Here is a 23,386-nt window from a genome sequence, read left to right as displayed (position 1 = left end):
AGCGGCACTGCTGCATTCGACTGACTGGGTTGGTGATGTTTCCATGTAGCACGACATGGCAATTGCTCACCGACGACAAAAAAAATGGATTGGGACCGTCATGCGCCATACCTTCGCTTTATCCGCTTTTATCGGCACTGCCCTGCTGGCCGGCGCCTCCTGCGCCCAGGCGGCTGGCAGCCTGGTGTTCTGCTCCGAGGGCAGCCCCGCCGGGTTCGACACTGCGCAGTACACCGCCGCTACCGACAATGATGCCGCCGAGCCGATCTACAACCGGCTGGTGGAGTTCGTACGGGGCGAGACGACTGTCGCACCGGCGCTGGCCAAGAGCTGGGATATTTCGCCGGATGGCCTGGTATACACCTTCCACCTGCGTGAAGGCGTGAAGTTCCACACCACCAAGTATTTCACCCCGCATCGTGACTTCGATGCCGACGACGTGCTGTTCACCTTCAACCGCATGCTCGATCCCGAACACCCGTTCCGCAAGGCCTACCCCACCGAGTTCCCCTACTTCACCGGGATGAGCCTGAACAAGAATATCGCCAAGGTCGAAAAGACCGGGCCGTTGACCGTGGTCATGACCCTCAACAGCGTCGACGCCGCGTTCATCCAGAACATCGCCATGAACTTCGCCTCGATCCTCTCCGCCGAGTATGCCGAGCAGCTGCTCAAGGCCGGCACTCCGAGCGACATCAACCAGCAGCCCATCGGCACCGGGCCGTACGTGTTCCAGCGGTACCAGAAAGATACGCAGATCCGCTACGCCGCCAACAAGCAATATTGGGACCCGAGCCAGGTCAAGCTTGACCAGTTGATCTTCTCGATCAACACCGACGCCTCGGTGCGCGTGCAAAAGCTCAAGCGCAACGAATGCCAGGTGACGCTGCACCCACGTCCGGCCGATGTCGCGGGCCTAAAGAGCGATCCCAAGCTGCAGGTGATCGAGAAACCCGGTTTCAACCTCGGCTACATCGCCTACAACACCCGCCACAAGCCATTCGACCAGCTCGAAGTGCGCCAGGCGCTGGACATGGCGGTGAACAAGCCGAGTATCCTCAACGCCGTCTACCAGGGCGCGGGTCAATTGGCGGTCAACGCCATGCCACCGACCCAGTGGTCCTATGACGACAGCATCAAGGACACCGCCTATAACCCGGAAAAGGCCAGGGAGTTGCTCAAGGCCGCCGGTGTCAAGGAAGGTACCGAGATCACCCTGTGGGCCATGCCCGTCCAGCGCCCGTACAACCCCAACGCCAAGCTGATGGCCGAAATGCTCCAGGCCGACTGGGCGAAAATCGGCCTCAAGGTGAAGATCGTCAGCTACGAATGGGGCGAGTACATCAAGCGCACCAAGAATGGCGAGCACGATATCAGCCTGATCGGCTGGACCGGCGACAATGGCGACCCGGACAACTGGCTCGGCACCCTCTACAGCTGTGACGCGATTGGCGGCAACAACTACTCCATGTGGTGCGACCCGCAATACGACAAGCTGATCAAGCAGGCCAAGATCGTCACTGATCGCGACCAGCGCACCGTGCTCTACAAACAGGCCCAGCAGTTGCTCAAGCAACAGGTGCCTATCACCCCGATCGCCCACTCGACCGTCAACCAGCCGTTAAGCACCAAGGTCCGGGACTTCAAGGTCAGCCCCTTTGGTCGCAACGCGTTCTCGGGCGTCAGTATCGAACAATAAAAACCGTAACCCACGCGCTGGGGGCGAATTTCGCCCCCACGCAATCTTGCAGCCGAAATTCGGCGAACCACTGCCAAGCAAACGTTTGCGAAAAAAAATAAAAGAGTTCACCACCAATAACCGGCCCACCCAAAAAAAGCCGGTATCAAAAAAAGAAAGAAAGGAGCTTTACCTTGAAACTCTCTCAGAAAGCGTTATTAGCCTTAGCAATCAGTAGTGCCAGCCTGATGGCCCATGCGGAATCCCAGAGCCAGGAATTCATTCCGACCGGCATCAACACCAGCAATGCCCAGAGTGAAGCCAAGGGTTTCATCGATGGCCAGAGCCTGGGTGGCACTACCCGTAACTGGTACGCCAACGAATTGAAACGCCGTGACGATCGTTTCTCCTACAAGAAGGGCGGCGACACCCCGACCCCAACTCCACGTCGTATCAACTGGGTCCAGGGCACCATCCTCAACTACACCTCGGGCTTCACCCAGGGCACCGTGGGCGTCAGCACCGAAGTCGCGGCCTACAACGCCATCGCCCTGGACCGTGACCGCAAGGACATGGCCGGCGGCTCCAACCGTACCCTGACCCACAGCGACGGTGACGCCGTCGGCCAGTGGAGCAAACTGGGCCTGGCCAACGTCAAGTTCCGCGTGTCGAACACCACTCTGACCGCCGGCCGCCAGAATTTCAGCACCCCGATCGTCGACACCATCGGCAACCGTGCCCTGCCTTCCAGCTTCGAAGGCGTGAGCCTGCACAGCGAAGAGCTGAACAACCTGTCCTTCGACGTCGCCACCTTCGACCGCGTATCGCCACGGACCGAGCAGAGCCTGTCGAAATTCCGCTCCGAGTACACCAACAACGGTGCCGAAACCGACCACGTGAACACCGCCGGCATCAACTACCAACCGTTCAAGAGCCTGAAGACCAGTCTCTACGGCGCTCACGTCGAAGACTTCTGGAACCAGTACTACTTCGGCGCCACCCACGACCTGGGTGACAGCTCGATCCTGGCCCTGACCACTGGCCTGAACTACTACAAGACCGTCGACACCGGCAAAAAGAAGATGGGTGAGATCGACAACGACACCTACTCGCTGTCGTTCGGCCTGACCCACCAGGCCCACAGCCTGACCGTCTCCTACCAGGCGGTGAACGGTAACGAGTACTTCGATTACCTGCACGAAACCAACGGCATCTACCTGGCCAACTCCCTGCTGTCGGACTTCAACGGCCCGAACGAGAAGTCCCTGCAGATCGCCTACGGTCTCAATATGGCCGAATACGGCGTGCCAGGCCTGAAGTTCAACATCTACCAGGCTCGTGGCTGGGGCATCGACGGTACCCACTACACCGGCACCGCCTACGATGTGCGCAACATGAACGGCGAGCATCACTACGAATACGGCATCGGCGCCTCCTACGCCGTACAAAGCGGCCCGCTGAAAGCCACCGCCATCCGTGCCACCTACACCACTCACCGCGCGTCGGAAAACCAGGCCGACGGCAACCTCAACGAGTTCCGCCTGGTCACCACCATCCCATTCAAGATTCTCTGATTGCAGTAACTGACGACGTTAGGGCCGACTCGACGAATCGGCCCTAACGACTAATCTGGCTCAATTGATTACGGAGGGTTCATATGAAAATGCTTCCCCTGCGAGCGGCCGTCGCAGCCTGCTTGCTGACCGCAGCCATCGGCGTTTCGGCAAAACCCTTGGTGGTCTGCACCGAAGCCAGTCCGGAAGGTTTCGATCCGGTGCTGTACACCACCGCCGTCACTTCCGACGCGGCGGCCGAGACCCTGTTCAACCGCCTGGTGGACTTCAAGCCGGGCACCGCCGAGATCCAGCCGGCCCTGGCCGAAAGCTGGGAGATCAGCCCCGACGGCCTGCAGTACACCTTCCATCTGCGCAAGGGCGTCAAGTTCCACACCACCGATTACTTCAAGCCGACCCGCGAACTCAATGCCGACGATGTGCTCTGGAGCTTCCAGCGCCAGCTGGACCCGAATCATCCGTGGCACAAGCAGTCCCCGGTGGGCTACCCGTACTTCGAGAGCATGGACTTCCAGAACCTGCTCAAGAGCGTCGAGAAAGTCGACGACATGACCGTACGTTTCACCCTGTCGCGTCCCGAGGCACCGTTCCTGCTTGACCTGGGCATGGCCTTCACCTCGATCCACTCGGCCGAATACGCCGGCCAGTTGCTCAAGGCCGGCAAGCTGGACGAACTGAACGCCAAGCCGATCGGCACCGGCCCCTTCATTTTCCAGCGCTACGCCAAGGACGCCCAGGTACGCTACAAGGCCAACCCGGACTATTTCCGCGGCAAGCCACCGGCCGAAGTGCTGGTGTTCGCCATCACCCCGGACAACAACACCCGCCTGCAGAAACTGCGCGCCAACGAGTGCCAGGTGGCGCTGTATCCGAAGCCGGATGACGTGCCGAGCATCCAGGCCGACCCGAACCTGCAAGTGGTCAGCATGGCGGCGATGGCCACCGGCTACACCGCCATCAACACCGAACACAAGTACCTGAGCGATGTGCGGGTACGCCGGGCCATCGAGCTGGCCCTGGACAAGCAGACCTACGTCGACACGCTCTACGGCAAGGGTAACGCGATCGCTGCGGTCAACCCCTACCCGCCGACCCTGCTGGGCTACAACGACAAGCTGAAGAACCCGCCACAGGACCTGGAAAAGGCCCGCGCCCTGCTCAAGGAAGCCGGTGTTCCCGAAGGCACGGTCTTCACCCTGTACACCCGCAACGGCGGCGGCCCGACCAACCCGAACCCGCAACTGGGCGCGCAACTGATCCAGTCGGACCTGGCCAAGGTCGGCATCAAGGTCGACATCCGCGTGATGGAATGGGCCGAAATGCTCAAGCGCGCGAAAAAGGGCGAGCATGACATGGTGTCTGCCGGCTGGAGCGGCGACAACGGCGACCCGGACAACTTCCTCAGCCCGCTGATGAGTTGCGAAGCCGCCAAAAACGGCGAAAACTACAGCCGTTCGTGCAACCCGCAACTCCAGGCGCTGATCGACCAGGCCCGTGCCAAGACGGAACCGGCCGAGCGCGCTGCACTCTACGAAAAAGCCCTGGAAATCCTGCACGACCAAGTCCTCTGGGTCGATCAGGCACATCCCAAGATGTTTACCGCCATGCGCAAGAACGTAGAGGGTTATCACATTAACCCGCTGTCCACCAATAACTTCGCCACGACCCAGGTGAAGTAGAAAAATACGCAGGAAGCGGCCCTACCAGGGGCCGCGACCGGCACGCCTAACCGGCTGATGAGGTACACAACAAGATGTTTAGTTTTATTGCCCGCCGACTGGGGTTGTTGATCCCCACGTTTTTCGGCATCACGCTGCTGACCTTCGCGCTGATTCGCATGATCCCTGGCGACCCCGTGGAAGTCATGATGGGCGAGCGTCGGGTCGACCCGCAGATGCACGCCCAGGCGATGGAACGCCTTGGCCTGAACAAGCCGCTCTATGAACAATACATCGACTACGTGGGCAAGCTTGCCCATGGCGATCTCGGTGAATCCCTGCGCACCCGCACCGGTGTCTGGACCGAATTCACCGCGCTGTTCCCGGCGACCCTGGAACTGTCCATGTCCGCCCTGCTGTTCGCCGGCGTCTTCGGCCTGCTGGCCGGGGTGATCGCCGCGCTCAAGCGAGGCTCACTGTTCGACCACGGGGTCATGGGCATCTCCCTCGCGGGCTACTCCATGCCGATTTTCTGGTGGGGCCTGATCCTGATCATGTTCTTCTCGGTCGCCCTGGGCTGGACCCCGGTGTCCGGGCGCATCGACCTGCTGTACGACATCGAGCCGAAGACCGGCTTCATGTTGATCGACACCCTGCTCAGCGACGAACCGGATGCGTTCTGGGACGCCCTGCACCACATGATCCTGCCGTCCATCGTGCTCGGTACCATCCCGCTGGCGGTGATCGCCCGGATGACCCGCTCGTCGATGCTCGAAGTCCTGCGCGAAGACTACATCCGTACCGCCCGCGCCAAGGGCATGTCGCCAGCCCGCGTGGTGTTCGTCCACGGCCTGCGCAACGCACTGATCCCGGTACTGACCGTGATGGGCCTGCAGGTCGGCACACTGCTGGCCGGTGCGGTCCTGACCGAAACCATTTTCTCCTGGCCCGGCATCGGCAAATGGCTGATCGAAGCCATCGGCGCCCGGGACTATCCGGTGGTGCAGAACGGCATCCTGTTGATTGCCTGCATCGTGATCCTGGTCAACTTCGTGGTGGACATCCTCTACGGCTTTGCCAACCCACGTATCCGTCACCAGCGCTGAGAGCCTATTCATGAGTACTCCAATCTCCTCAGCAGCAGTCGACCAGAGCCTGCTGTACCCATCGCCCTACAAGGAATTCTGGCAGGCCTTCGCCAAGAACAAGGGCGCCGTTGCCGGCCTGCTGTTCATGCTGCTGGTGGTCTTCTGCGCGATCTTCGCCCCCTGGGTTTCGCCACACGATCCGAGCGAACAGTTCCGTGACTTCCTGCTGACCCCGCCGTCCTGGCTCGAAGGCGGCCAGACCCAGTTCCTGCTGGGTACCGACGAACTGGGTCGCGACCTGCTGTCGCGGCTGATCCAGGGCTCGCGCCTGTCGCTGCTGATCGGCCTGTCCTCGGTGGTGATGTCGCTGATCCCCGGTATCCTGATGGGCCTGCTGGCCGGCTTCTTCCCGCGCATCCTCGGCCCGACCATCATGCGCCTGATGGACATCATGCTCGCCCTGCCGTCGCTGCTGCTGGCCGTGGCGATCGTCGCCATCCTCGGCCCAGGCCTGATCAACACCGTGATCGCCATCGCCATCGTCTCGCTGCCGTCCTACGTGCGCCTGACCCGTGCCGCGGTGATGGGTGAACTGAACCGCGACTACGTGACCGCCGCCCGCCTGGCCGGTGCCGGCCTGCCCCGCCTGATGTTCATCACCGTGCTGCCCAACTGCATGGCACCGCTGATCGTCCAGGCGACCCTGAGTTTCTCCTCGGCCATCCTCGACGCGGCCGCCCTGGGCTTCCTCGGCCTCGGCGTACAACCGCCGACCCCGGAGTGGGGCACCATGCTGGCCTCGGCCCGCGACTACATCGAACGCGCCTGGTGGGTGGTGAGCCTGCCCGGCCTGACCATTTTGCTCAGCGTGCTGGCAATCAACCTGATGGGCGACGGCCTGCGCGACGCGCTGGACCCGAAACTCAAGAATGCCGCCTGAGGAGATTCCCATGTCACTGCTAGAAATCAAGAATCTCAATGTCCGCTTCGGCGACAAGAACGCCGTACCCGTGGTCGATGGCCTCGACCTGAGCGTGAACAAGGGCGAAGTCCTGGCCATCGTCGGCGAGTCGGGTTCGGGTAAATCCGTGACCATGATGGCGCTGATGGGCCTGATCGATCACCCCGGCATCGTCACCGCCGACGCCTTGCGCTTCGACGGCAAAGACATGCTCAGCCTCAACGCCCGCCAGCGCCGGCAGATCGTCGGCAAGGACCTGGCGATGGTCTTCCAGGACCCGATGACCGCGCTGAACCCCAGCTACACCGTGGGTTTCCAGATCGAGGAAGTCCTGCGCCTGCACCTGAAAATGTCTGGCAAGCAGGCGCGCAAGCGGGCCATCGAACTGCTGGAGAAAGTCGAGATTCCGGGCGCCGCGAGCCGCATGGACGCCTACCCGCACCAGTTGTCCGGTGGCATGAGCCAGCGCGTGGCGATTGCCATGGCAATCGCTGGCGAGCCGAAGCTGCTGATCGCCGACGAACCGACCACCGCCCTGGACGTGACCATCCAGGCGCAGATCATGGACCTGCTGATCAACCTGCAGCAGGAACAGAACATGGGCCTGGTGCTGATCACCCACGACCTCGCGGTCGTGGCGGAAACCGCCCAGCGGGTCTGCGTGATGTACGCCGGCCAAGCCGTGGAAGTCGGCCAGATTCCTGGCTTGTTCGACATCCCCGCGCACCCCTACAGCGAAGCGCTGCTCAAGGCGATTCCGGAACACAGCCTCGGCGCCGAGCGCCTGTCGACCCTGCCGGGCATCGTGCCCGGTCGCTACGACCGGCCGCAGGGCTGCCTGCTGTCGCCGCGCTGCCCGTACGTGCAGGAAAGCTGCCGTCAGCAACGCCCAAGCCTGGACCCGAAAGCCCATAGCCTCGCCCGTTGCTTCTACCCGCTGAACCAGGAGGTGGCGTAATGGCCGTCGTTCTTACCGCCCGCGACCTCACCCGTCACTACGAAGTCTCCCGTGGCCTGTTCAAGGGCCACGCCACCGTGCGCGCGCTCAACGGCGTGTCCTTCGAACTGGAAGCCGGCAAGACCCTCGCCGTGGTTGGCGAGTCGGGCTGTGGCAAGTCCACCCTGGCCCGCGCCCTGACCCTGATCGAGGAGCCGTCCTCCGGCTCGCTGAAAATCGCCGGGCAGGAAGTTGCCGGGGCCGACAAGGCCCAGCGCAAGCAACTGCGCAAGGACGTGCAGATGGTGTTCCAGAGCCCGTACGCCTCGCTCAATCCACGGCAGAAGATCGGCGACCAGCTCGGCGAGCCGCTGCTGATCAACACCAGGCTGTCGGCCGCCGAACGCCGCGAGAAAGTCCAGGCGATGATGAAGCAGGTGGGCCTGCGCCCCGAGCATTACCAGCGCTACCCGCACATGTTTTCCGGTGGCCAGCGCCAGCGGATCGCCCTCGCCCGGGCGATGATGCTGCAGCCCAAGGTGCTGGTGGCGGACGAACCGACCTCGGCCCTCGACGTGTCGATCCAGGCCCAGGTGCTTAACCTGTTCATGGATCTGCAGCAGGAGTTCAACACTGCCTACGTGTTCATCTCCCACAACCTGGCGGTGGTGCGCCACGTCGCCGACCAGGTGCTGGTGATGTACCTCGGGCGCCCGGCGGAAATGGGTCCCAAGGAAGACATCTACGAGCGTCCGCTGCACCCCTACACCCAGGCGCTGCTGTCGGCGACCCCGGCGATCCACCCGGACCCGCTGAAGCCGAAAATCAAGATCGCCGGCGAACTGCCCAACCCGCTCAACCCGCCGAGCGGCTGCGCGTTCCACAAGCGTTGCCCGTATGCGACCGAGCGTTGCGGCACCGAATTGCCGGAGTTGCGTCAGGTCGATACTCGCCAGGTCGCCTGCCACTACGCCGAGCAGTTCCTGTAAGGCGCAAAAAAGCGCTCTCCTGAACCCGCGAGAACGCTGAAATCGATGGGCCCCGCCCCTTCTGCCAGGTTGCGCATCGACCAGGCAGAAGGGGCTTTTTCATGGTCCAGGTAAAACCCTGGTCCATCCCTCCCGGAAAAGAAAAAACCCCGCTGCCAGGCAGCGGGGTCTTCAGTGCTTCACCTTCGCCGACGACGAATCAATGATGCTCGCGGGTCGCGCGGAATTTCACATCAGGCCAGCGCTCTTCCATCAGCGCCAGGTTGACCCGGGTCGGGGCCAGGTAGGTCAGGTGACCACCGCCGTCCACCGCCAGGTTCTCCACGGCCTTGTTGCTGAATTCCTCGAGTTTCTTCTTGTCGCTGCAATCGATCCAGCGCGCGGACCACACGGTGATCGGCTCGTAGGAGCACTCGACCTTGTATTCCTCCTTCAGGCGGCTGGCGACCACATCGAACTGCAGCACACCGACCGCGCCAAGGATGATGTCGTTGCTGCGCTCGGGGAAGAACACCTGGGTCGCGCCCTCTTCCGCCAGCTGCTGCAGGCCCTGGCGCAACTGCTTGGACTTGAGCGGGTCGCGCAGGCGCACGCGGCGGAACAGCTCCGGGGCGAAGTGCGGGATACCGGTGAAGCCCAGTGCCTCGCCCTCGGTGAAGGTGTCACCGATCTGGATGGTGCCGTGGTTGTGCAGGCCGATGATGTCGCCAGCGTAGGCTTCTTCCAGTTGCTCACGCTCGGAGGAGAAGAAGGTCAGCGCGTCACCGATGCGCACGTCCTTGCCGGTCCGCACGTGGCGCATCTTCATCCCCTTGTCGTACTTGCCGGAGCAGATGCGCATGAAGGCGATACGGTCGCGGTGCTTGGGGTCCATGTTCGCCTGGATCTTGAACACGAAGCCTGTGAACTTCTCCTCAACCGGCTCCACCGAACGCTCGTTGGCAACACGGGCCAGCGGCATCGGTGCCCAGTCGACCACCGCATCGAGCACATGGTCGACACCGAAGTTGCCCAGTGCGGTACCGAAGAACACCGGGGTCATGTGGCCGCTGAGAAACTCTTCCTGGTTGAACTCGTGGCAGGCGCCCTGCACCAGTTCCAGCTGTTCGAGGAAACGATCGTACTCGTCGCCCAGGTGCGCGCGGGCCTCCGGCGAGTCGAGTTTCTCGATGATCTTCACCTCGGTACGTTCATGACCATGACCGGGGGTGTAGACAATGATGTAGTCGCCCGCCAGGTGATACACGCCCTTGAAGTCGCGGTAGCAGCCGATCGGCCAGGTGATCGGCGCGGCCTTGATCTTCAGGACCGCCTCGATCTCGTCGAGCAGTTCGATCGGGTCGCGGATATCGCGGTCGAGCTTGTTGATGAAACTGACGATCGGCGTATCGCGCAGGCGGCAGACATCCATCAGGGCGATGGTCCGCGGCTCAACGCCCTTACCGCCGTCGAGCACCATCAGCGCCGAGTCGACGGCGGTCAGGGTCCGGTAGGTGTCTTCGGAGAAGTCTTCGTGGCCGGGGGTATCGAGCAGGTTGATCATGTGCTCGCGATACGGGAACTGCATGACCGAGGTGGTAATGGAAATACCACGCTGTTTCTCCATCTCCATCCAGTCGGAGGTGGCATGGCGGTCGGATTTACGCGACTTCACCGTACCGGCCACCGCAATCGCCTTGCCCATCAGCAAGAGTTTTTCGGTGATGGTGGTTTTACCCGCATCCGGGTGGGAAATGATGGCGAAGGTGCGGCGTTTCGCGACTTCGGCGGCCTGGTTGGTCATGGGAAATCGCCTGACAGGTGATTCAAAAAAGGGCGCAGATTATAGACCAGACTGCACTCCAGCGGCCACCGCCAGCCCGACCGTTGCCCTGCATCGCCATCACTGCGAGATGGCCAAATGCTGCCAATTGCGGAACCTTTTAAACATCGCAGGCGTCCACTCCCCTGTCATGACCTTTCGTCAGGTGTAGAAAAATCAGTCAGTTAGCCTGACGAGGGCGGCGCTCATGGCTTCTTCCGCAGCCGTTTATCGGCCGGGACGAAGCTGCTCTTCGCGAACACTTTTCCGGCAGCCAGGAATGGCGGTGCCTCACGGGGAAGTGTTCGCCGACCGAAAAAAAGGAGTCCATCTGTGGCTAATCGCTATGGCAAGGGGCTTATGGGAGGTGCGATCGTGATCGCCCTCCTTGCCCTGTTGATCCACTGGATCGGCATCAGCACGATCGAGCACTACCAGGCCGATCTGTGGTTCTACCTGCAAGCGCACCTCTTCCTGGTGCTCGCCTCGATGTTCGCGGCGCTTGTCGTCGGCATCCCTGCCGGCATCCTGCTCAGTCGTCCGGCCATGGCCACGCGCGCCGAACGCTTCATGCAGGTGTTCAATATCGGCAATACCGTACCGCCCCTGGCCGTCCTGGCGATTGCCCTGGGGATTCTCGGCATCGGCGCCGGCCCGGCGATCTTCGCACTGTTCCTCGCCTCGCTGCTGCCCATCGTGCGCAACACCTATGAAGGCCTGAAGAACGTCGAGGGCTCGCTCAAGGAAGCCGCCACCGGCATTGGCATGACCCCACGCCAGGTGCTCTGGAAAGTCGAATTGCCCAACGCCGTACCGATCATCGTCGGTGGCGTGCGAATCGCCCTGGCCCTCAACGTCGGTACCGCGCCGCTGGCGTTCCTGATCGGCGCCAACAGCCTGGGCAGCCTGATCTTCCCCGGCATCGCCCTGAACAACCAGCCGCAGTTGATCCTCGGTGCCGCCTGCACCGCGCTGCTGGCCCTGCTGCTCGACGCCCTGGTGACCCTGGCCAGCCGCCTCTGGCTGGAACGCGGGCTGCGCCCGGCCTGAGCAAAGGAAAAGACATGAAAAGATTCTGCATCCTCATCGCCTGTGCCCTGCTGTTCGCCGGCACGGCCCAGGCCGCCGACAAACCGCTGATCCGTATCGGCGCCCGGGTGTTCACCGAGCAGACCCTACTCGCCGAGATCACCTCGCAGTACCTGCGCAGCAAGGGCTACGACACCCAGGTCACTGGCGGCCTGGGCAGCAACCTGGCGCGCAGCGCCCACGAAAGCGGCCAGCTGGACATGCTCTGGGAATACACCGGCGTGTCGCTGGTGGCCTACAACCATGTGACGGAAAAACTCGATAGCGAACAGTCCTACGCTCGGGTCAAGGAACTCGACGCGAAAAAAGGCCTGGTCTGGCTCACCCCGTCGAAGTTCAGCAACACCTATGCCCTGGCCCTGCCAGAGAAAGTGGCGCAGCAATACCCACAGATCAACACCATCAGCCAATTGACCAGCGTATTGGCCAACGAAGCCGACGAACACCATCTGGTGGCCCTCGACACCGAATTCGCCAACCGTTCCGACGGACTGGAAGGCATGGTCAAGCTGTACGGCATGAACCTCGACCGTCGCACCATCCGCCAGATGGACGCCGGCCTGGTCTACACCGCGCTGCGCAACAGCCAGGTGTTCGCCGGCCTGGTCTACACCACCGACGGCCGGCTGAACGCCTTCAAGCTCAAGCTGCTCGAAGACGACAAGCACTACTTCCCGGACTACACCGCCGCCCCCGTGGTGCGCAAGGCGGTCCTCGACGCCAACCCGAAACTGGCCGCCGACCTCAAGCCGCTGGCCGAGCTGTTCGACGACGAAACCATGCGCCAGCTCAACGCCCGGGTCGACGTCAACCACGAAAGCCCCTCCGCCGTGGCCGCCGACTTCCTGCGCCAACACCCTATCCACTGAGGAGAAGACATGGACTTTATCAACGCCTTTTCCCACCTGGACTGGTCACAGGTCCTGCATCTGACCGGGCAGCACATCACCCTCGTCGGCATCGCCGTAACCCTGGCCATCCTCTTCGGCGTGCCCCTGGGCGTGCTGATGACCCGCTTCCCGACGCTGGCCGGGCCGCTGCAGGCGAGTGCCACGGTGTTGCTGACCATTCCGTCGATCGCGTTGTTCGGCCTGCTGCTGCCGTTCTACTCGAAGTTCGGCCAGGGCCTCGGCCCGCTGCCGGCGATCACGGCCGTGTTCCTCTATTCCCTGTTGCCGATCATGCGCAACACCTACCTGGCCCTGACCGGCGTCGAGCCGGGCATCCGTGAGGCCGCGCGGGGCATCGGCATGACCTTCGGCCAGCGCCTGCGCATGGTCGAACTGCCGATCGCCGTGCCGGTGATCCTCGCCGGCGTGCGCACCGCCGTGGTGATGAACATCGGCGTCATGACCATCGCCGCCACCATCGGCGCCGGCGGCCTGGGCGTACTCATCCTGGCGGCCATCAGCCGCAGCGACATGTCGATGCTGCTGGTCGGCGCCGTGCTGGTCAGCGTACTGGCCATCGTCGCCGACCTCCTGCTGCAACGCCTGCAACGCACGTTGACTCCAAAAGGACTCCTGAAATGATCGAACTTCAAGACCTGAGCAAAACCTTTCAAAGCAATGGCAAGGCGGTCAAGGCCGTCGACTCCGTGAGCCTGACCGTCAACGAAGGCGAGATCTGCGTGTTCCTCGGTCCCTCCGGTTGCGGCAAGAGCACCACGCTGAAAATGATCAACCGCCTGATCGTACCCACCTCGGGCAAGGTGCTGATCAACGGCGAGGACACCACCGAACTGGATGAAGTGACCCTGCGCCGCAACATCGGCTACGTGATCCAGCAGATCGGCCTGTTCCCGAACATGACCATCGAGGAAAACATCACCGTGGTCCCGCGCCTGCTCGGCTGGGACAAGCAGAAATGCCACGAACGGGCCCGCGAGCTGATGAGCATGATCAAGCTCGAACCCAAGCAGTACCTCAATCGTTATCCACGGGAACTGTCCGGCGGCCAGCAACAGCGCATCGGCGTGATCCGCGCGCTGGCGGCGGAGGCGCCGCTGTTGCTGATGGACGAACCGTTCGGCGCGGTCGACCCGATCAACCGGGAGATGATCCAGAACGAGTTCTTCGAGATGCAGCGGGCCCTGAACAAGACCGTGATCATGGTCAGCCACGACATCGACGAAGCCCTCAAGCTGGGTGACAAGATCGCCATTTTCCGTGGCGGCAAGCTGATCCAGATCGACCACCCGGACACCCTGCTGGCGCACCCGGCGGACGAGTTCGTCAGCAACTTCGTCGGCCAGGACAGCACCCTCAAGCGCCTGCTGCTGGTCAAGGCCGAGGACGCTGCGGACAACGCGCCATCGGTCAGCCCGCAGACGCCGGTGGCCGAGGCACTGGAACTGATGGACGAGCACGACCGCCGCTACGTGGTGGTCACCGACACCGACAACAAGGCCCTGGGCTATGTGCGTCGTCGCGACCTGCATCGCCAGAGTGGTGATTGCGGGCAGTTCCTGCGCGAGTTCAACGCCACCGCCGCCTACGATGAGCACCTGCGCATCCTGTTGTCGCGGATGTACGAGTTCAACCGTTCGTGGCTGCCGGTGATGGATGCCGAACGGGTATTCCTCGGCGAGGTGACCCAGGAATCGATCGCCGCCTACCTCAGCTCCGGGCGCTCGCGCGGGGCCAAGACCAGCATCGTTTCTCCGGCGGAGCTGGTCGAGGCGTAGGACCATCGGTCGTAGAGGGGGAACATCAGACTGTCATCCGGGTCGGTTAAATAAATGGCTGATCCGGATCACGCGACGAGCGCGTGCAAAAACGCGACATTTTTAGTTGATCTAAAGCCCCTCAAGTCCTAAAGTTCGCGCCGAACGTCCATGCTGGAAACGATCCATCCGGCTCAAGTACTGACGACGAGACAGCAAGGCCAAGGGAAACAGATCCGGGTCGTCCGAAAGCGTAGCGAGCGCAGACAAGGCAAGGCGGCGAGAGGCGAGGAAGCGGAATTTACTGATTGTAAATGAGTACTCCAAGCCTCTTGCCGACGCAGCCTTTTCAAGCGCAGCAGCTTTCGGGCGGCCCGGATGGCCTTTTTGCTTTCGGCGGCAATGCCTTGGGAAGTAGGCGAACCAAAGTGGGGATACGGAGGACGTTCATTTGCACCCATTGATAACTCACGTTTGCCACTAGGAGTCCCCCCGTATGTCGATCCAGGTCGAAGACTATTTCGCGCGCGATACTTTCAAGAAAATGAAGGCATTCGCCGACAAGCAGGAAACCCCGTTCGTGGTCATCGATACCCAGATGATCTCCCAGGCCTATGATGACCTGCGTGCCGGTTTCGAATTCGCCAAGGTCTACTACGCGGTCAAGGCCAACCCGGCAGTCGAGATCATCGACCTGCTGAACCAGAAGGGTTCGAACTTCGACATCGCCTCGATCTACGAACTGGATAAAGTGATGGGCCAGGGCGTCGGCCCCGACCGCATCAGCTACGGCAACACCATCAAGAAATCCAAGGACATCCGCTACTTCTACGAGAAAGGTGTGCGCCTGTACGCCACCGACTCGGAAGCCGACCTGCGCAACATCGCCAAGGCCGCTCCGGGTTCGAAAGTCTACGTGCGGATTCTCACCGAAGGCTCGACCACGGCCGACTGGCCGCTGTCGCGAAAGTTCGGCTGCCAGACCGACATGGCCATGGACCTGCTGATCCTTGCCCGCGACCTGGGCCTGGTGCCCTACGGCATCTCCTTCCACGTCGGCTCGCAACAGCGCGATATCAGCGTGTGGGACGCGGCAATCGCCAAGGTCAAGGTGATCTTCGAACGCCTGAAGGAAGAAGACGGCATCCACCTCCAGCTGATCAACATGGGTGGCGGTTTCCCAGCCAACTACATCACCCGGACCAACAGCCTGGAAACCTATGCCGAGGAAATTATCCGCTTCCTGAAGGAAGACTTCGGTGACGACCTGCCGGAAATCATCCTGGAGCCCGGCCGTTCGCTGATCGCCAACGCCGGTATCCTGGTCAGTGAAGTGGTGCTGGTGGCGCGCAAGTCGCGTACCGCCGTGGAGCGTTGGGTCTACACCGACGTGGGCAAGTTCTCCGGCCTGATCGAAACCACCGACGAGTCGATCAAGTTCCCGATCTGGACCGAGAAGAACGGTGAAGTGGAAGAAGTAGTGATCGCCGGCCCAACCTGCGACAGCGCCGACATCATGTACGAAAACTACAAGTACGGCCTGCCACTGAACCTGGCTGCCGGCGACCGCCTGTACTGGCTGTCCACCGGGGCCTACACCACCAGCTACAGCGCCGTCGAGTTCAACGGTTTCCCACCGCTGAAGTCGTTCTACGTGTAACGACCAGCCGTCGCGACACTCAAAGGCCCGTGCTTGTCACGGGCCTTTTTCATGGGCCTGGCTGAAGGGCCTGCAAGGCAGCCCGGTCGCTGTCATCACCCAGTTCAGCCGCGCGCCGGTGATAAGCCAGCGCCATCTCCCGAAGCCCCGGCTCTCTCGCCGCCGCCAGCGCCTGGCGACTGACCCGCAGGAACTTCAGGTTGCCCCCTTCCAGCGCCCGCTGCAGCCACTGCCGTGCCGCCTCGACCTGTCCCTGGTCAGCCAACACCGCCGCATGGCTGAACTGCCCGCGAAAATCGCCGGCCTCGGCCGAACGCCGATACCAGTCATGAGCCGCCGCCACATCGACCGGACAAAATCGTCCGTCCTCCAGATAGCGCCCGAGCAGGTTCATCGACTTGGCGTGCCCCAGCTCGGCGGCACGCCGATAACACGCCAGCGCCTGCCCCTGATCCTCGACCACCCCACGTCCGGTCGCCAGCAGGTTGGCATAGTTGTACAAACCCCAATCCAGCCCGGCCTGCGCAGCAGTCCGGTAATGCCGCGCCGCCTCCCCGGCATCGGCCGCGCAGCCCCAGCCGTGCTCCCGACAACGACCCAGCATGTTGCGCGCCAGGAGGTGACCGCCGTTGGCCGCGATCTCGAACCAGCGCTGGGCCAGCGACAGGTCCTGCTCAATGCCCTGCCCTTGCAGCAGGATCTGTCCCAACAGCGCCTGGGCGTCGATAATGCCCTCGCCGGCCGCCAACACAATGGCCTGCGCGGCGCGGGCCGGGTTGTCCTCCAGCATGAGCCTGAGTGCCTCGCCGTCGAGCACTTCCTCACGTCGCAGATCGAAGCCCATCGCCTAGCACCCGCCTCGGCAAGCCACGGACTGAATGTGTTGCGGCATGGAGCACCTGATAAAAGAGAGAGGGTCGCAATGGTATTTGATTCTTATTGCCAGTGTAAAACCATAGCCCCAGGCCTCCCGTGACACATTCGACTAGCGACATGCCACCGGATGTCTATCGCCCTGTAGCAGAATGTTTGTAAAGCGCTAACAAATATGAATTCTTCGCATTCGCAAAAACGGCATAATGCGCGCCGTAAAGAATCACTCTGATTGAGCAAGGCGGGTCACCGTGTTGAAGAAAACGCTGTTTCAACTGCACTGGCTGTTCGGCATCACCGCCGGACTGGTGCTGGCCTTCATGGGTATCACCGGTGCCATGGTGTCTTTCCAGGACGAACTGCTGCGCCTGCTCAATCCCTCGGTGCTGCAGGTCGAAGTACCCGATCACCCGGCCCTACCGCCTGCCGAACTGGTGCGCAAGCTCGAGGCCACCGAGGGCAAGAGCGTCTCGATGCTGTGGGTCGAGCCCCATGGCGATGAAGCCGGGCGCGTGTTCTTCACCGCGCCGCCAGGAGAACGCCGCGGCCAGTTGCGCTACTTCGACCCCTATACCGGCGACTACCAGGGCGAGGTCGTCGGTCAGGACTTCTTTAACCTGGTGCTGCAGTTGCACCGCGTGCTCGCCTTGGGCGATACCGGTCGGCAGATCACTGGCGCCTGCACCCTGATGCTGGTGTTCTTCTGCCTGTCCGGGCTGTACCTGCGCTGGCCGCGCAAGGCCCTCGACTGGCGCGCCTGGCTGACCCTCGACTGGGCGAAAAAGGGCCGCGCCTTCAACTGGGACCTGCACTCGGTGGCCGGCACCTGGTGCCTGGTACTCTACCTGCTATCGGCGCTGACCGGATTGTGGTGGTCCTACGAGTGGTACTCCAACGGCCTGAGCAAACTGCTGGCCGATTCGCCGGCCCAACAGCGCCGGGCCAACCGTGGCCCGGCTCCGGCAGGCCCGGCTCCGACCGCCGACTACGACGCGATCTGGGCCAGCATCCAGAAGGCTGCCGGCCCTGGCCTGAGCGCCTACAACATCCGCCTGCCACCAGTGGCCGGCCAGCCGGCGATCGTCTACTACATGCTGCAGGACTCGCCCCATGATCGCGCGCTCAACCAGATCAACCTCGACCCGGCCACCGGCGCCATCAGCGAGCACTTCCCCTACGCCGACAAGAGTTTCAAGGCGCAGTTGCTGACGAGCATCTACGCGCTGCATGTCGGCAGCTATTTCGGCCTCACCGGGCGGATCCTGCTGACCGTCTCCAGCCTGACCATGCCGCTGTTCTTCGTCACCGGCTGGCTGTTGTACCTGGACCGCCGACGCAAGAAGCAAGCGGTGAAAAAAGCCCGTGACGGCCTCGGCCAGAGCAATGGCAGCAGTCCCGCCTGGCTGGTGGGTTTCGCCAGCCAGAGTGGCTTCGCCGAACAACTGGCCTGGCAGACTGCCGGCCAGTTGCAGGCCGCCGGCCTGCCGGCGCAGGTCCAGCCGCTGGCAGCCATCGACGAACAGCAACTGCGGGCATTCAGCCACGCCCTGTTCGTCGTCAGCACCTTCGGTGACGGCGAGGCCCCCGACAGCGCCCGCGGCTTCGAGCGCAAGGTACTCGGCCAGGCATTGGTCCTCGACGGCCTGAACTACTCGATCCTCGCCCTGGGCGATCGCCAGTATCCGAACTTCTGCGGTTTCGCCCGCCGCCTGCACCATTGGCTCGAAACCTGCGGCAGCCACACGCTGTATGCGCCGGTGGAAGTCGACAGCGGCGATCCCTACGCACTGCGCTACTGGCAACAACAGCTCAGCCAGATCACCGGTGGTGCACCGCTGGCGGCCTGGGAAGCGCCACGCTTCGACAACTGGACCCTGGTCCGGCGCGAGTTGCTCAATCCGGGCAGCAGTGGCTCCGGCGTCTACCTGCTGGGCCTGGCCGCGCCAAGCCCAAGCACCTGGCAAGCCGGTGACCTGGTGGAAATCCTGCCACGCCAGGGCGACGCGGCCGTCGAGCGCTTCCTTGACGGCCTTGGCCTGGATGCCTCAAGCCCGGTGCAGGTCGACGGCCTGTCGGAAACCCTCGCCCAGGCCCTGGCCAGCCGCCATCTGCCGGACAACCGCGGGCATCTGGTCGGCCTGCATGCCCAGGCCCTGGTCGATGCGCTGGTGCCACTGGCCCAACGCGAGTACTCGATTGCCTCGATCGCCAGCGACGGCGAACTGGAGCTGCTGGTGCGCCAGGAACGGCACGCCGACGGCAGCCTCGGCCTCGGCTCCGGCTGGCTGACCGAGCACGCCCGCCTGGGCGCGGCAATCACCCTGCGGCTGCGGCGCAACAGCGTGTTCCACCTGCCGGAGGAGCCCTGCCCGCTGATCCTGCTGGGCAACGGCACTGGCCTCGCCGGCCTGCGCAGCCTGCTCAAGGCGCGCATCGCCGAAGGCCAGCAACGCAACTGGCTGCTGTTCGGCGAACGCAACGAGGCCCATGATTTCTACTGCCGGGAGGAGTTGCAGGGCTGGCTGGCCCAGGGCGATCTCGCGCGCCTGGACCTGGCCTTTTCCCGCGATCAGCAAGCCAAGGTCTACGTCCAGGACCGCCTGCGCGAAGCCGCCGACGAGCTGCATCGCTGGCTCGCCGAAGGCGCGGCGATCTACATCTGCGGCAGCCTTCAAGGAATGGCGGCCGGCGTCGACCAGACACTGGTGGACCTGCTCGGGGCCGAGGCGGTCGACCGGCTGATCGAGCAAGGCCGCTATCGCCGCGACGTCTACTGAGGCCTGAACACCGCGTCCAGTGGATTGGGCGCGGCGCCCCTTCAGACCGGCTGCAGTTTCTGCTCGAACACCGCGACGCCATCCAGGTCCCGCAGCACCACACTCATCTCGCCGCTCTGGCCGTCGATATTCACCTCGCCAAAAAACTGGAAGCCGGCGAACGGCGAACTGTTCTGCACCGCCGGCGCCTTCTCGAACACCACCCGTGGACCGAAGGTCTTGTCCAGCACATTGGGGCCGAAACTGCCGGCGTTCAGCGGCCCGGCGACGAACTCCCAGAACGGATCGAAATCCTGGAACGCGGCGCGATCCGGGTGATAGTGGTGCGCGGCGCAGTAATGCACATCGGCGGTCAGCCAGACCGTGTTGTACACCTTCTGCGCCCGCAAGTAGCCAAGCAGTTCGGCAATCTCCAGTTCGCGCCCCTGGGCCGGGCCGGGATCGCCATTGGCAATCGCCTCCCAGCGCGGCACGCCAGGGCTGACCTCGCCGTCGGGCACGCCGAGGCCGATCGGCATGTCGGCGGCAATGACCTTCCACTGCGCCTGGGAGCCCTTGAGCTCACGTTTGAGCCATTCCAGTTGCTCGCGGCCGAGGAAGGCCTTTTCGCCGCCGAGATTGTCATCGTTCGGCCCGCGATAGCTGCGCATGTCGAGTACGAACACATCGAGCATCGGCCCATAACTGAGCTTGCGATAGATCCGCCCGCCAGCGTCGGCCTGCTGCCGGCGCAACGGCGCGTATTCCAGCCAGGCCTGGCGCGCATGGCCGACCAGGCTGTGGATATCCTTGCTCTTGTAGCGCTCATCCAGTTGCTTGCTCGGCGACCAGTTGTTGGTCACCTCGTGGTCGTCCCACTGCCAGATCTGCGGCACCTCGGCGTTGAACCGGCGCAGGTTGTCGTCCATCAGGTTGTAGCGGTAGTTGCCGCGAAATTCGTCGAGGGTCTCGGCGACCTTGCTCTTGGCCTCGGTGGTGAGGTTGCGCCAGATGCGCCCGCTTTCCGTGGTGATCTGTGCCGGGATCGGGCCATCGGCGTAGATGGTGTCGCCGCTGTGGATAAAGAAGTCCGGCAGGCGCAGGCGCATGGCTTCATAGATGCGCATGCCGCCGATGTCCGGGTTGATGCCGAAGCCCTGGCCGACGGTGTCGCCACTCCAGACGAAACGGATGTCACGGCGTTGCTGCGGCACGCTGCGCAGGTGACCGAACCAGGGCTCACTGGAGACGCCAGTCTGGGCATCCTCGAAATGCACGCGGTAGAAAATCGCCTGATCGACCGGCAGGCCGCTCAGTTCGACCCGAGCGGTGAAGTCGGTGCGGGCATCGGCCAGCGCCGAGACGAATCGTCGTGGATTGCTGAAAACGCTACGGGTGTCCCATTCCACCACCATGCGCGCCGGACGATCGCTGCGGCTCCAGACAATCGCCTTGTCGCCCTGCAGGTCGCCGGACTGCACGCCGTCGGTCAACTGCGGACGGTCCTTGACCGAAGCGATCACGGCCGGTGCCAGGCCCGGCAAGAGAATGCCGGCACCGACGGCCTGCATGACGCGACGGCGTCCGAGATTGAAATCGCTCATGGTGAACTCCCTGAAGAAAGCCAAACGCAGAACTTAGCGTCAGGGAATGAAAGAGGCGTGACAGTGGCCTTTGGTCGTTCCCATGCTCTGCCTGGGATTGATCGCATGAGCGGACTTTTTGTGGCGAGCGGGCTTGTCGGGACGCCGCACCGCCGCGCTCGGCTGCAAAGCAGCCGCAAGATCAGCACCGCGTTATGCCTGATACAACGCGACAGCAGGGTTTGGGGCCGCTTCGCGCCCCAGCGCGGGCAAGCCCGCTCGCCACAAGGTATCGCCTCTCTTTCATGAGGCGGCACGCCAGGTCAAGCCTGCGCCGGCTCGGCGACCAGCTCGACCGCTTCGGGGCGCTTCAGCACGGCATAGGCCAGCGCCGTCACCAGGCTGCCGGCAATGATCGCCAGCAGGTACAACAACGCATGGTTGATCGCATTCGGGATCAGCATCACGAACAGCCCGCCATGGGGCGCCATCAGCTTGCAGCCGAAGTACATCGACAGGGCGCCAGTCAGCGCACCACCGGCGATGCTCGCCGGAATCACCCGCAGCGGGTCCTTCGCGGCAAACGGGATCGCCCCTTCCGAGATGAAGCACAGGCCAAGCACGAACGCCGCCTTGCCTGCCTCGCGCTCGCTCTGGGCAAACTTGCGCCGGGCGATCAAGGTAGCGATGCCCAGGCCAATCGGCGGCACCATGCCGGCGGCCATGGTCGCGGCCATCGGTGCATAACTCTGCGAGGCCAGCAGCCCGACCGAGAATGCGTAGGCCGCCTTGTTGATCGGCCCGCCAAGGTCGACGCACATCATCCCGCCCAGCAACACGCCCAACAGGATTGCGTTGGTGGTGCCCATGCTGTCGAGGAAGTGCGTGAGACCTTCGAGCATTCCGGCCACCGGCTTGCCGACCACGTAGATCATCACCAAACCGGTGAACAGGCTCGCCAACAACGGAATGATCAGGATCGGTTTCAATGCTTCCAGGCTGGTCGGCAGCCGGGCGTAGCGGTTGATCGCCTTGGCGCTGTAGCCAGCCAGGAAACCGGCAACGATACCGCCGATGAAGCCCGCCCCCAGAGTGCTCGCCAGCAGGCCGCCGATCATGCCCGGCGCCAGGCCGGGACGGTCGGCAATCGAGTAGGCGATGTAGCCGGCCAACAGCGGCACCATCAGCTTGAACGCGCTCTCGCCGCCGATCTGCATCAGCGCTGCGGCCAGGGTGCCGGGCTCCTTGAACGCGGTGATGCCGAACACGAACGACAACGCGATCAGCAGACCGCCCGCCACCACCATCGGCAACATGAACGACACACCGGTCAGCAGGTGCTTGTAGACGCCGGTCTTCTCCTGCTTGGCCGGCGCCTGGCTGGCACCGGCTGCCGCCGTCTCCGGCTTGCCTTCGGCGAGGGCCTTGTTCAGCGTCGCATCCGGCTGCTTGAGGGCGATGCCGGTGCCGCAGCGATAGATTTTCTTGCCGGCGAAGCGCTCGGTGGCGACTTCGATATCGGCCGCCAGCAACACCACGTCGGCGTCGGCGATGGCCTGGGCACTCAGCGGGTTGCGCGCGCCGACCGAGCCCTGGGTTTCCACCTGCAGGTCGTAGCCGAGCCGCTTGGCCGACTGCTGCAAGGCTTCGGCTGCCATGAAGGTATGGGCAACGCCAGTCGGGCAAGCCGTGACCGCCACCAGCCGCACAGGCCGCTGGCCGGCGACCGCCGTTTCGACGACGGCTTCAGGCGCGACATGCACCGTGGCCTCTTCGGCACCGCGACTCAGCAGGCCTTCGACATCCTGCAACGCCTGGGCTGGCGCGACCTGGTAGATCCGCTTGCCGACGAACCGCGACATATCCACAGGCACGCTGCTGACCAGCAGTACCCATTCCGCCGCCGCCAGGGTGGCCGCCGTCAGTTGCCGTTCGGGATGACGCGGATCGTGCACCTCGACGCTGGTGCTCCAGCCCAGGCGCAGGGCCGCCGCTTCCAGCAGGCGGGCACAAAGCACGCTGGTGACCATGCCATTCGGGCAGGCGGTAACAATGGCTACGTTCATCACAATCC

Annotated in this window: 17 protein-coding genes; 13 read left to right on the top strand and 4 right to left on the bottom strand. The window is 63.2% G+C overall.

From position 1 onward, the window contains the following. The first annotated feature begins 100 nt into the window (after positions 1–100). The 7 genes from AC6I6U_RS09050 to AC6I6U_RS09020 all read left to right on the top strand — a co-directional run bounded on the left by AC6I6U_RS09050 (position 101) and on the right by AC6I6U_RS09020 (position 8,885). Positions 101–1,699: an ABC transporter substrate-binding protein gene (locus AC6I6U_RS09050; protein ID WP_497881620.1), complete on the top strand. Its 1,599-nt coding sequence runs from the start codon at positions 101–103 to the stop codon at positions 1,697–1,699. A gap of 173 nt (positions 1,700–1,872) precedes the next feature. After that, on the top strand, positions 1,873–3,252 hold the full coding sequence (locus tag AC6I6U_RS09045; protein WP_497881619.1) for an OprD family porin: 1,380 nt from the start codon (positions 1,873–1,875) through the stop codon (positions 3,250–3,252). Between the two features lie 83 nt (positions 3,253–3,335). Then, entirely contained in the window at positions 3,336–4,931 is a 1,596-nt protein-coding gene (locus AC6I6U_RS09040; protein ID WP_497881618.1) for an ABC transporter substrate-binding protein, read from the top strand. A 74-nt stretch (positions 4,932–5,005) separates the two neighbouring features. Next, a complete protein-coding gene (locus tag AC6I6U_RS09035; protein ID WP_497881617.1) occupies positions 5,006–6,016 on the top strand; it encodes an ABC transporter permease subunit in 1,011 nt (336 codons plus the stop codon). Between the two features lie 10 nt (positions 6,017–6,026). Continuing rightward, positions 6,027–6,938 (top strand): ABC transporter permease subunit, encoded by a 912-nt coding sequence (locus tag AC6I6U_RS09030; RefSeq protein ID WP_497881616.1) that lies wholly within the window; start codon positions 6,027–6,029, stop codon positions 6,936–6,938. A 10-nt stretch (positions 6,939–6,948) separates the two neighbouring features. Continuing rightward, on the top strand, positions 6,949–7,917 hold the full coding sequence (locus AC6I6U_RS09025) for an ABC transporter ATP-binding protein (RefSeq protein WP_497881615.1): 969 nt from the start codon (positions 6,949–6,951) through the stop codon (positions 7,915–7,917). After that, the gene (locus AC6I6U_RS09020; RefSeq protein ID WP_497881614.1) at positions 7,917–8,885 is read left to right on the top strand and encodes a peptide ABC transporter ATP-binding protein; all 969 of its coding nucleotides are present in this window, start codon (positions 7,917–7,919) and stop codon (positions 8,883–8,885) included. Before AC6I6U_RS09025 ends, AC6I6U_RS09020 begins: the two co-directional genes overlap by 1 nt. A 199-nt stretch (positions 8,886–9,084) precedes the next feature. Here AC6I6U_RS09020 and AC6I6U_RS09015 read toward each other — a convergent pair whose 3' ends face one another. After that, positions 9,085–10,668, bottom strand: coding sequence for a peptide chain release factor 3 (locus AC6I6U_RS09015; RefSeq protein ID WP_497881613.1), 1,584 nt, complete (start codon positions 10,666–10,668; stop codon positions 9,085–9,087). Positions 10,669–11,046: 378 nt separating this feature from the next. On the opposite strand from AC6I6U_RS09015, the gene AC6I6U_RS09010 reads away from it, so the two are divergent. The 5 genes from AC6I6U_RS09010 (at position 11,047) to AC6I6U_RS08990 (ending at position 16,100) form a co-directional block, all read left to right on the top strand. Then, positions 11,047–11,736 (top strand): ABC transporter permease, encoded by a 690-nt coding sequence (locus AC6I6U_RS09010; protein ID WP_497883006.1) that lies wholly within the window; start codon positions 11,047–11,049, stop codon positions 11,734–11,736. Between the two features lie 14 nt (positions 11,737–11,750). Beyond that, positions 11,751–12,644, top strand: a complete 894-nt coding sequence (locus tag AC6I6U_RS09005; RefSeq protein WP_497881612.1) for a glycine betaine ABC transporter substrate-binding protein — start codon at positions 11,751–11,753, stop codon at positions 12,642–12,644. A 9-nt stretch (positions 12,645–12,653) separates the two neighbouring features. Beyond that, complete coding sequence (locus AC6I6U_RS09000; protein WP_497881611.1) at positions 12,654–13,307, top strand: ABC transporter permease; 654 nt, start codon at positions 12,654–12,656, stop codon at positions 13,305–13,307. Further along, positions 13,304–14,461 carry an osmoprotectant ABC transporter ATP-binding protein OsmV gene (locus AC6I6U_RS08995; RefSeq protein WP_497881610.1) on the top strand — a complete coding sequence of 386 codons (1,158 nt, stop codon included), beginning with the start codon at positions 13,304–13,306 and terminating at the stop codon, positions 14,459–14,461. The genes AC6I6U_RS09000 and AC6I6U_RS08995 overlap by 4 nt, the downstream gene beginning before the upstream one ends. A 475-nt stretch (positions 14,462–14,936) precedes the next feature. Next, complete coding sequence (locus tag AC6I6U_RS08990) at positions 14,937–16,100, top strand: type III PLP-dependent enzyme (protein WP_497881609.1); 1,164 nt, start codon at positions 14,937–14,939, stop codon at positions 16,098–16,100. Positions 16,101–16,149: 49 nt separating this feature from the next. Here the strand turns inward: AC6I6U_RS08990 and AC6I6U_RS08985 are convergent, their stop codons facing one another. Then, a complete protein-coding gene (locus tag AC6I6U_RS08985; RefSeq protein ID WP_497881608.1) occupies positions 16,150–16,944 on the bottom strand; it encodes a tetratricopeptide repeat protein in 795 nt (264 codons plus the stop codon). 280 nt (positions 16,945–17,224) lie between these two features. Between AC6I6U_RS08985 and AC6I6U_RS08980 the strand changes: the two genes are divergently transcribed. After that, complete coding sequence (locus tag AC6I6U_RS08980; protein WP_497881607.1) at positions 17,225–19,750, top strand: PepSY domain-containing protein; 2,526 nt, start codon at positions 17,225–17,227, stop codon at positions 19,748–19,750. Between the two features lie 41 nt (positions 19,751–19,791). Here AC6I6U_RS08980 and AC6I6U_RS08975 read toward each other — a convergent pair whose 3' ends face one another. Both AC6I6U_RS08975 and AC6I6U_RS08970 read right to left on the bottom strand, forming a co-directional pair. After that, positions 19,792–21,333, bottom strand: coding sequence for an alkaline phosphatase D family protein (locus AC6I6U_RS08975; protein ID WP_497881606.1), 1,542 nt, complete (start codon positions 21,331–21,333; stop codon positions 19,792–19,794). A 302-nt stretch (positions 21,334–21,635) separates the two neighbouring features. Beyond that, positions 21,636–23,378, bottom strand: a complete 1,743-nt coding sequence (locus tag AC6I6U_RS08970; protein ID WP_497881605.1) for a PTS fructose-like transporter subunit IIB — start codon at positions 23,376–23,378, stop codon at positions 21,636–21,638. Positions 23,379–23,386: the final 8 nt, after the last annotated feature.

Source organism: Pseudomonas sp. UTLPPB19802, assembly GCF_059730225.1.
This window is presented reverse-complemented; position numbering and strand designations above follow the sequence as displayed.

Coding starts and splice junctions, on each gene's coding strand:
- AC6I6U_RS09010 (WP_497883006.1), top strand. CDS start 11,047: ATGGGAGGTGCGATCGTGATCGCCCTCCTTGCCCTGTTGATCCACTGG.
- AC6I6U_RS08985 (WP_497881608.1), bottom strand. CDS start 16,944: ATGGGCTTCGATCTGCGACGTGAGGAAGTGCTCGACGGCGAGGCACTC.
- AC6I6U_RS09030 (WP_497881616.1), top strand. CDS start 6,027: ATGAGTACTCCAATCTCCTCAGCAGCAGTCGACCAGAGCCTGCTGTAC.
- AC6I6U_RS08990 (WP_497881609.1), top strand. CDS start 14,937: ATGTCGATCCAGGTCGAAGACTATTTCGCGCGCGATACTTTCAAGAAA.
- AC6I6U_RS09040 (WP_497881618.1), top strand. CDS start 3,336: ATGAAAATGCTTCCCCTGCGAGCGGCCGTCGCAGCCTGCTTGCTGACC.
- AC6I6U_RS09020 (WP_497881614.1), top strand. CDS start 7,917: ATGGCCGTCGTTCTTACCGCCCGCGACCTCACCCGTCACTACGAAGTC.
- AC6I6U_RS09000 (WP_497881611.1), top strand. CDS start 12,654: ATGGACTTTATCAACGCCTTTTCCCACCTGGACTGGTCACAGGTCCTG.
- AC6I6U_RS09035 (WP_497881617.1), top strand. CDS start 5,006: ATGTTTAGTTTTATTGCCCGCCGACTGGGGTTGTTGATCCCCACGTTT.
- AC6I6U_RS08970 (WP_497881605.1), bottom strand. CDS start 23,378: ATGAACGTAGCCATTGTTACCGCCTGCCCGAATGGCATGGTCACCAGC.
- AC6I6U_RS08975 (WP_497881606.1), bottom strand. CDS start 21,333: ATGAGCGATTTCAATCTCGGACGCCGTCGCGTCATGCAGGCCGTCGGT.
- AC6I6U_RS08995 (WP_497881610.1), top strand. CDS start 13,304: ATGATCGAACTTCAAGACCTGAGCAAAACCTTTCAAAGCAATGGCAAG.
- AC6I6U_RS09015 (WP_497881613.1), bottom strand. CDS start 10,668: ATGACCAACCAGGCCGCCGAAGTCGCGAAACGCCGCACCTTCGCCATC.
- AC6I6U_RS09025 (WP_497881615.1), top strand. CDS start 6,949: ATGTCACTGCTAGAAATCAAGAATCTCAATGTCCGCTTCGGCGACAAG.
- AC6I6U_RS09050 (WP_497881620.1), top strand. CDS start 101: ATGCGCCATACCTTCGCTTTATCCGCTTTTATCGGCACTGCCCTGCTG.
- AC6I6U_RS09005 (WP_497881612.1), top strand. CDS start 11,751: ATGAAAAGATTCTGCATCCTCATCGCCTGTGCCCTGCTGTTCGCCGGC.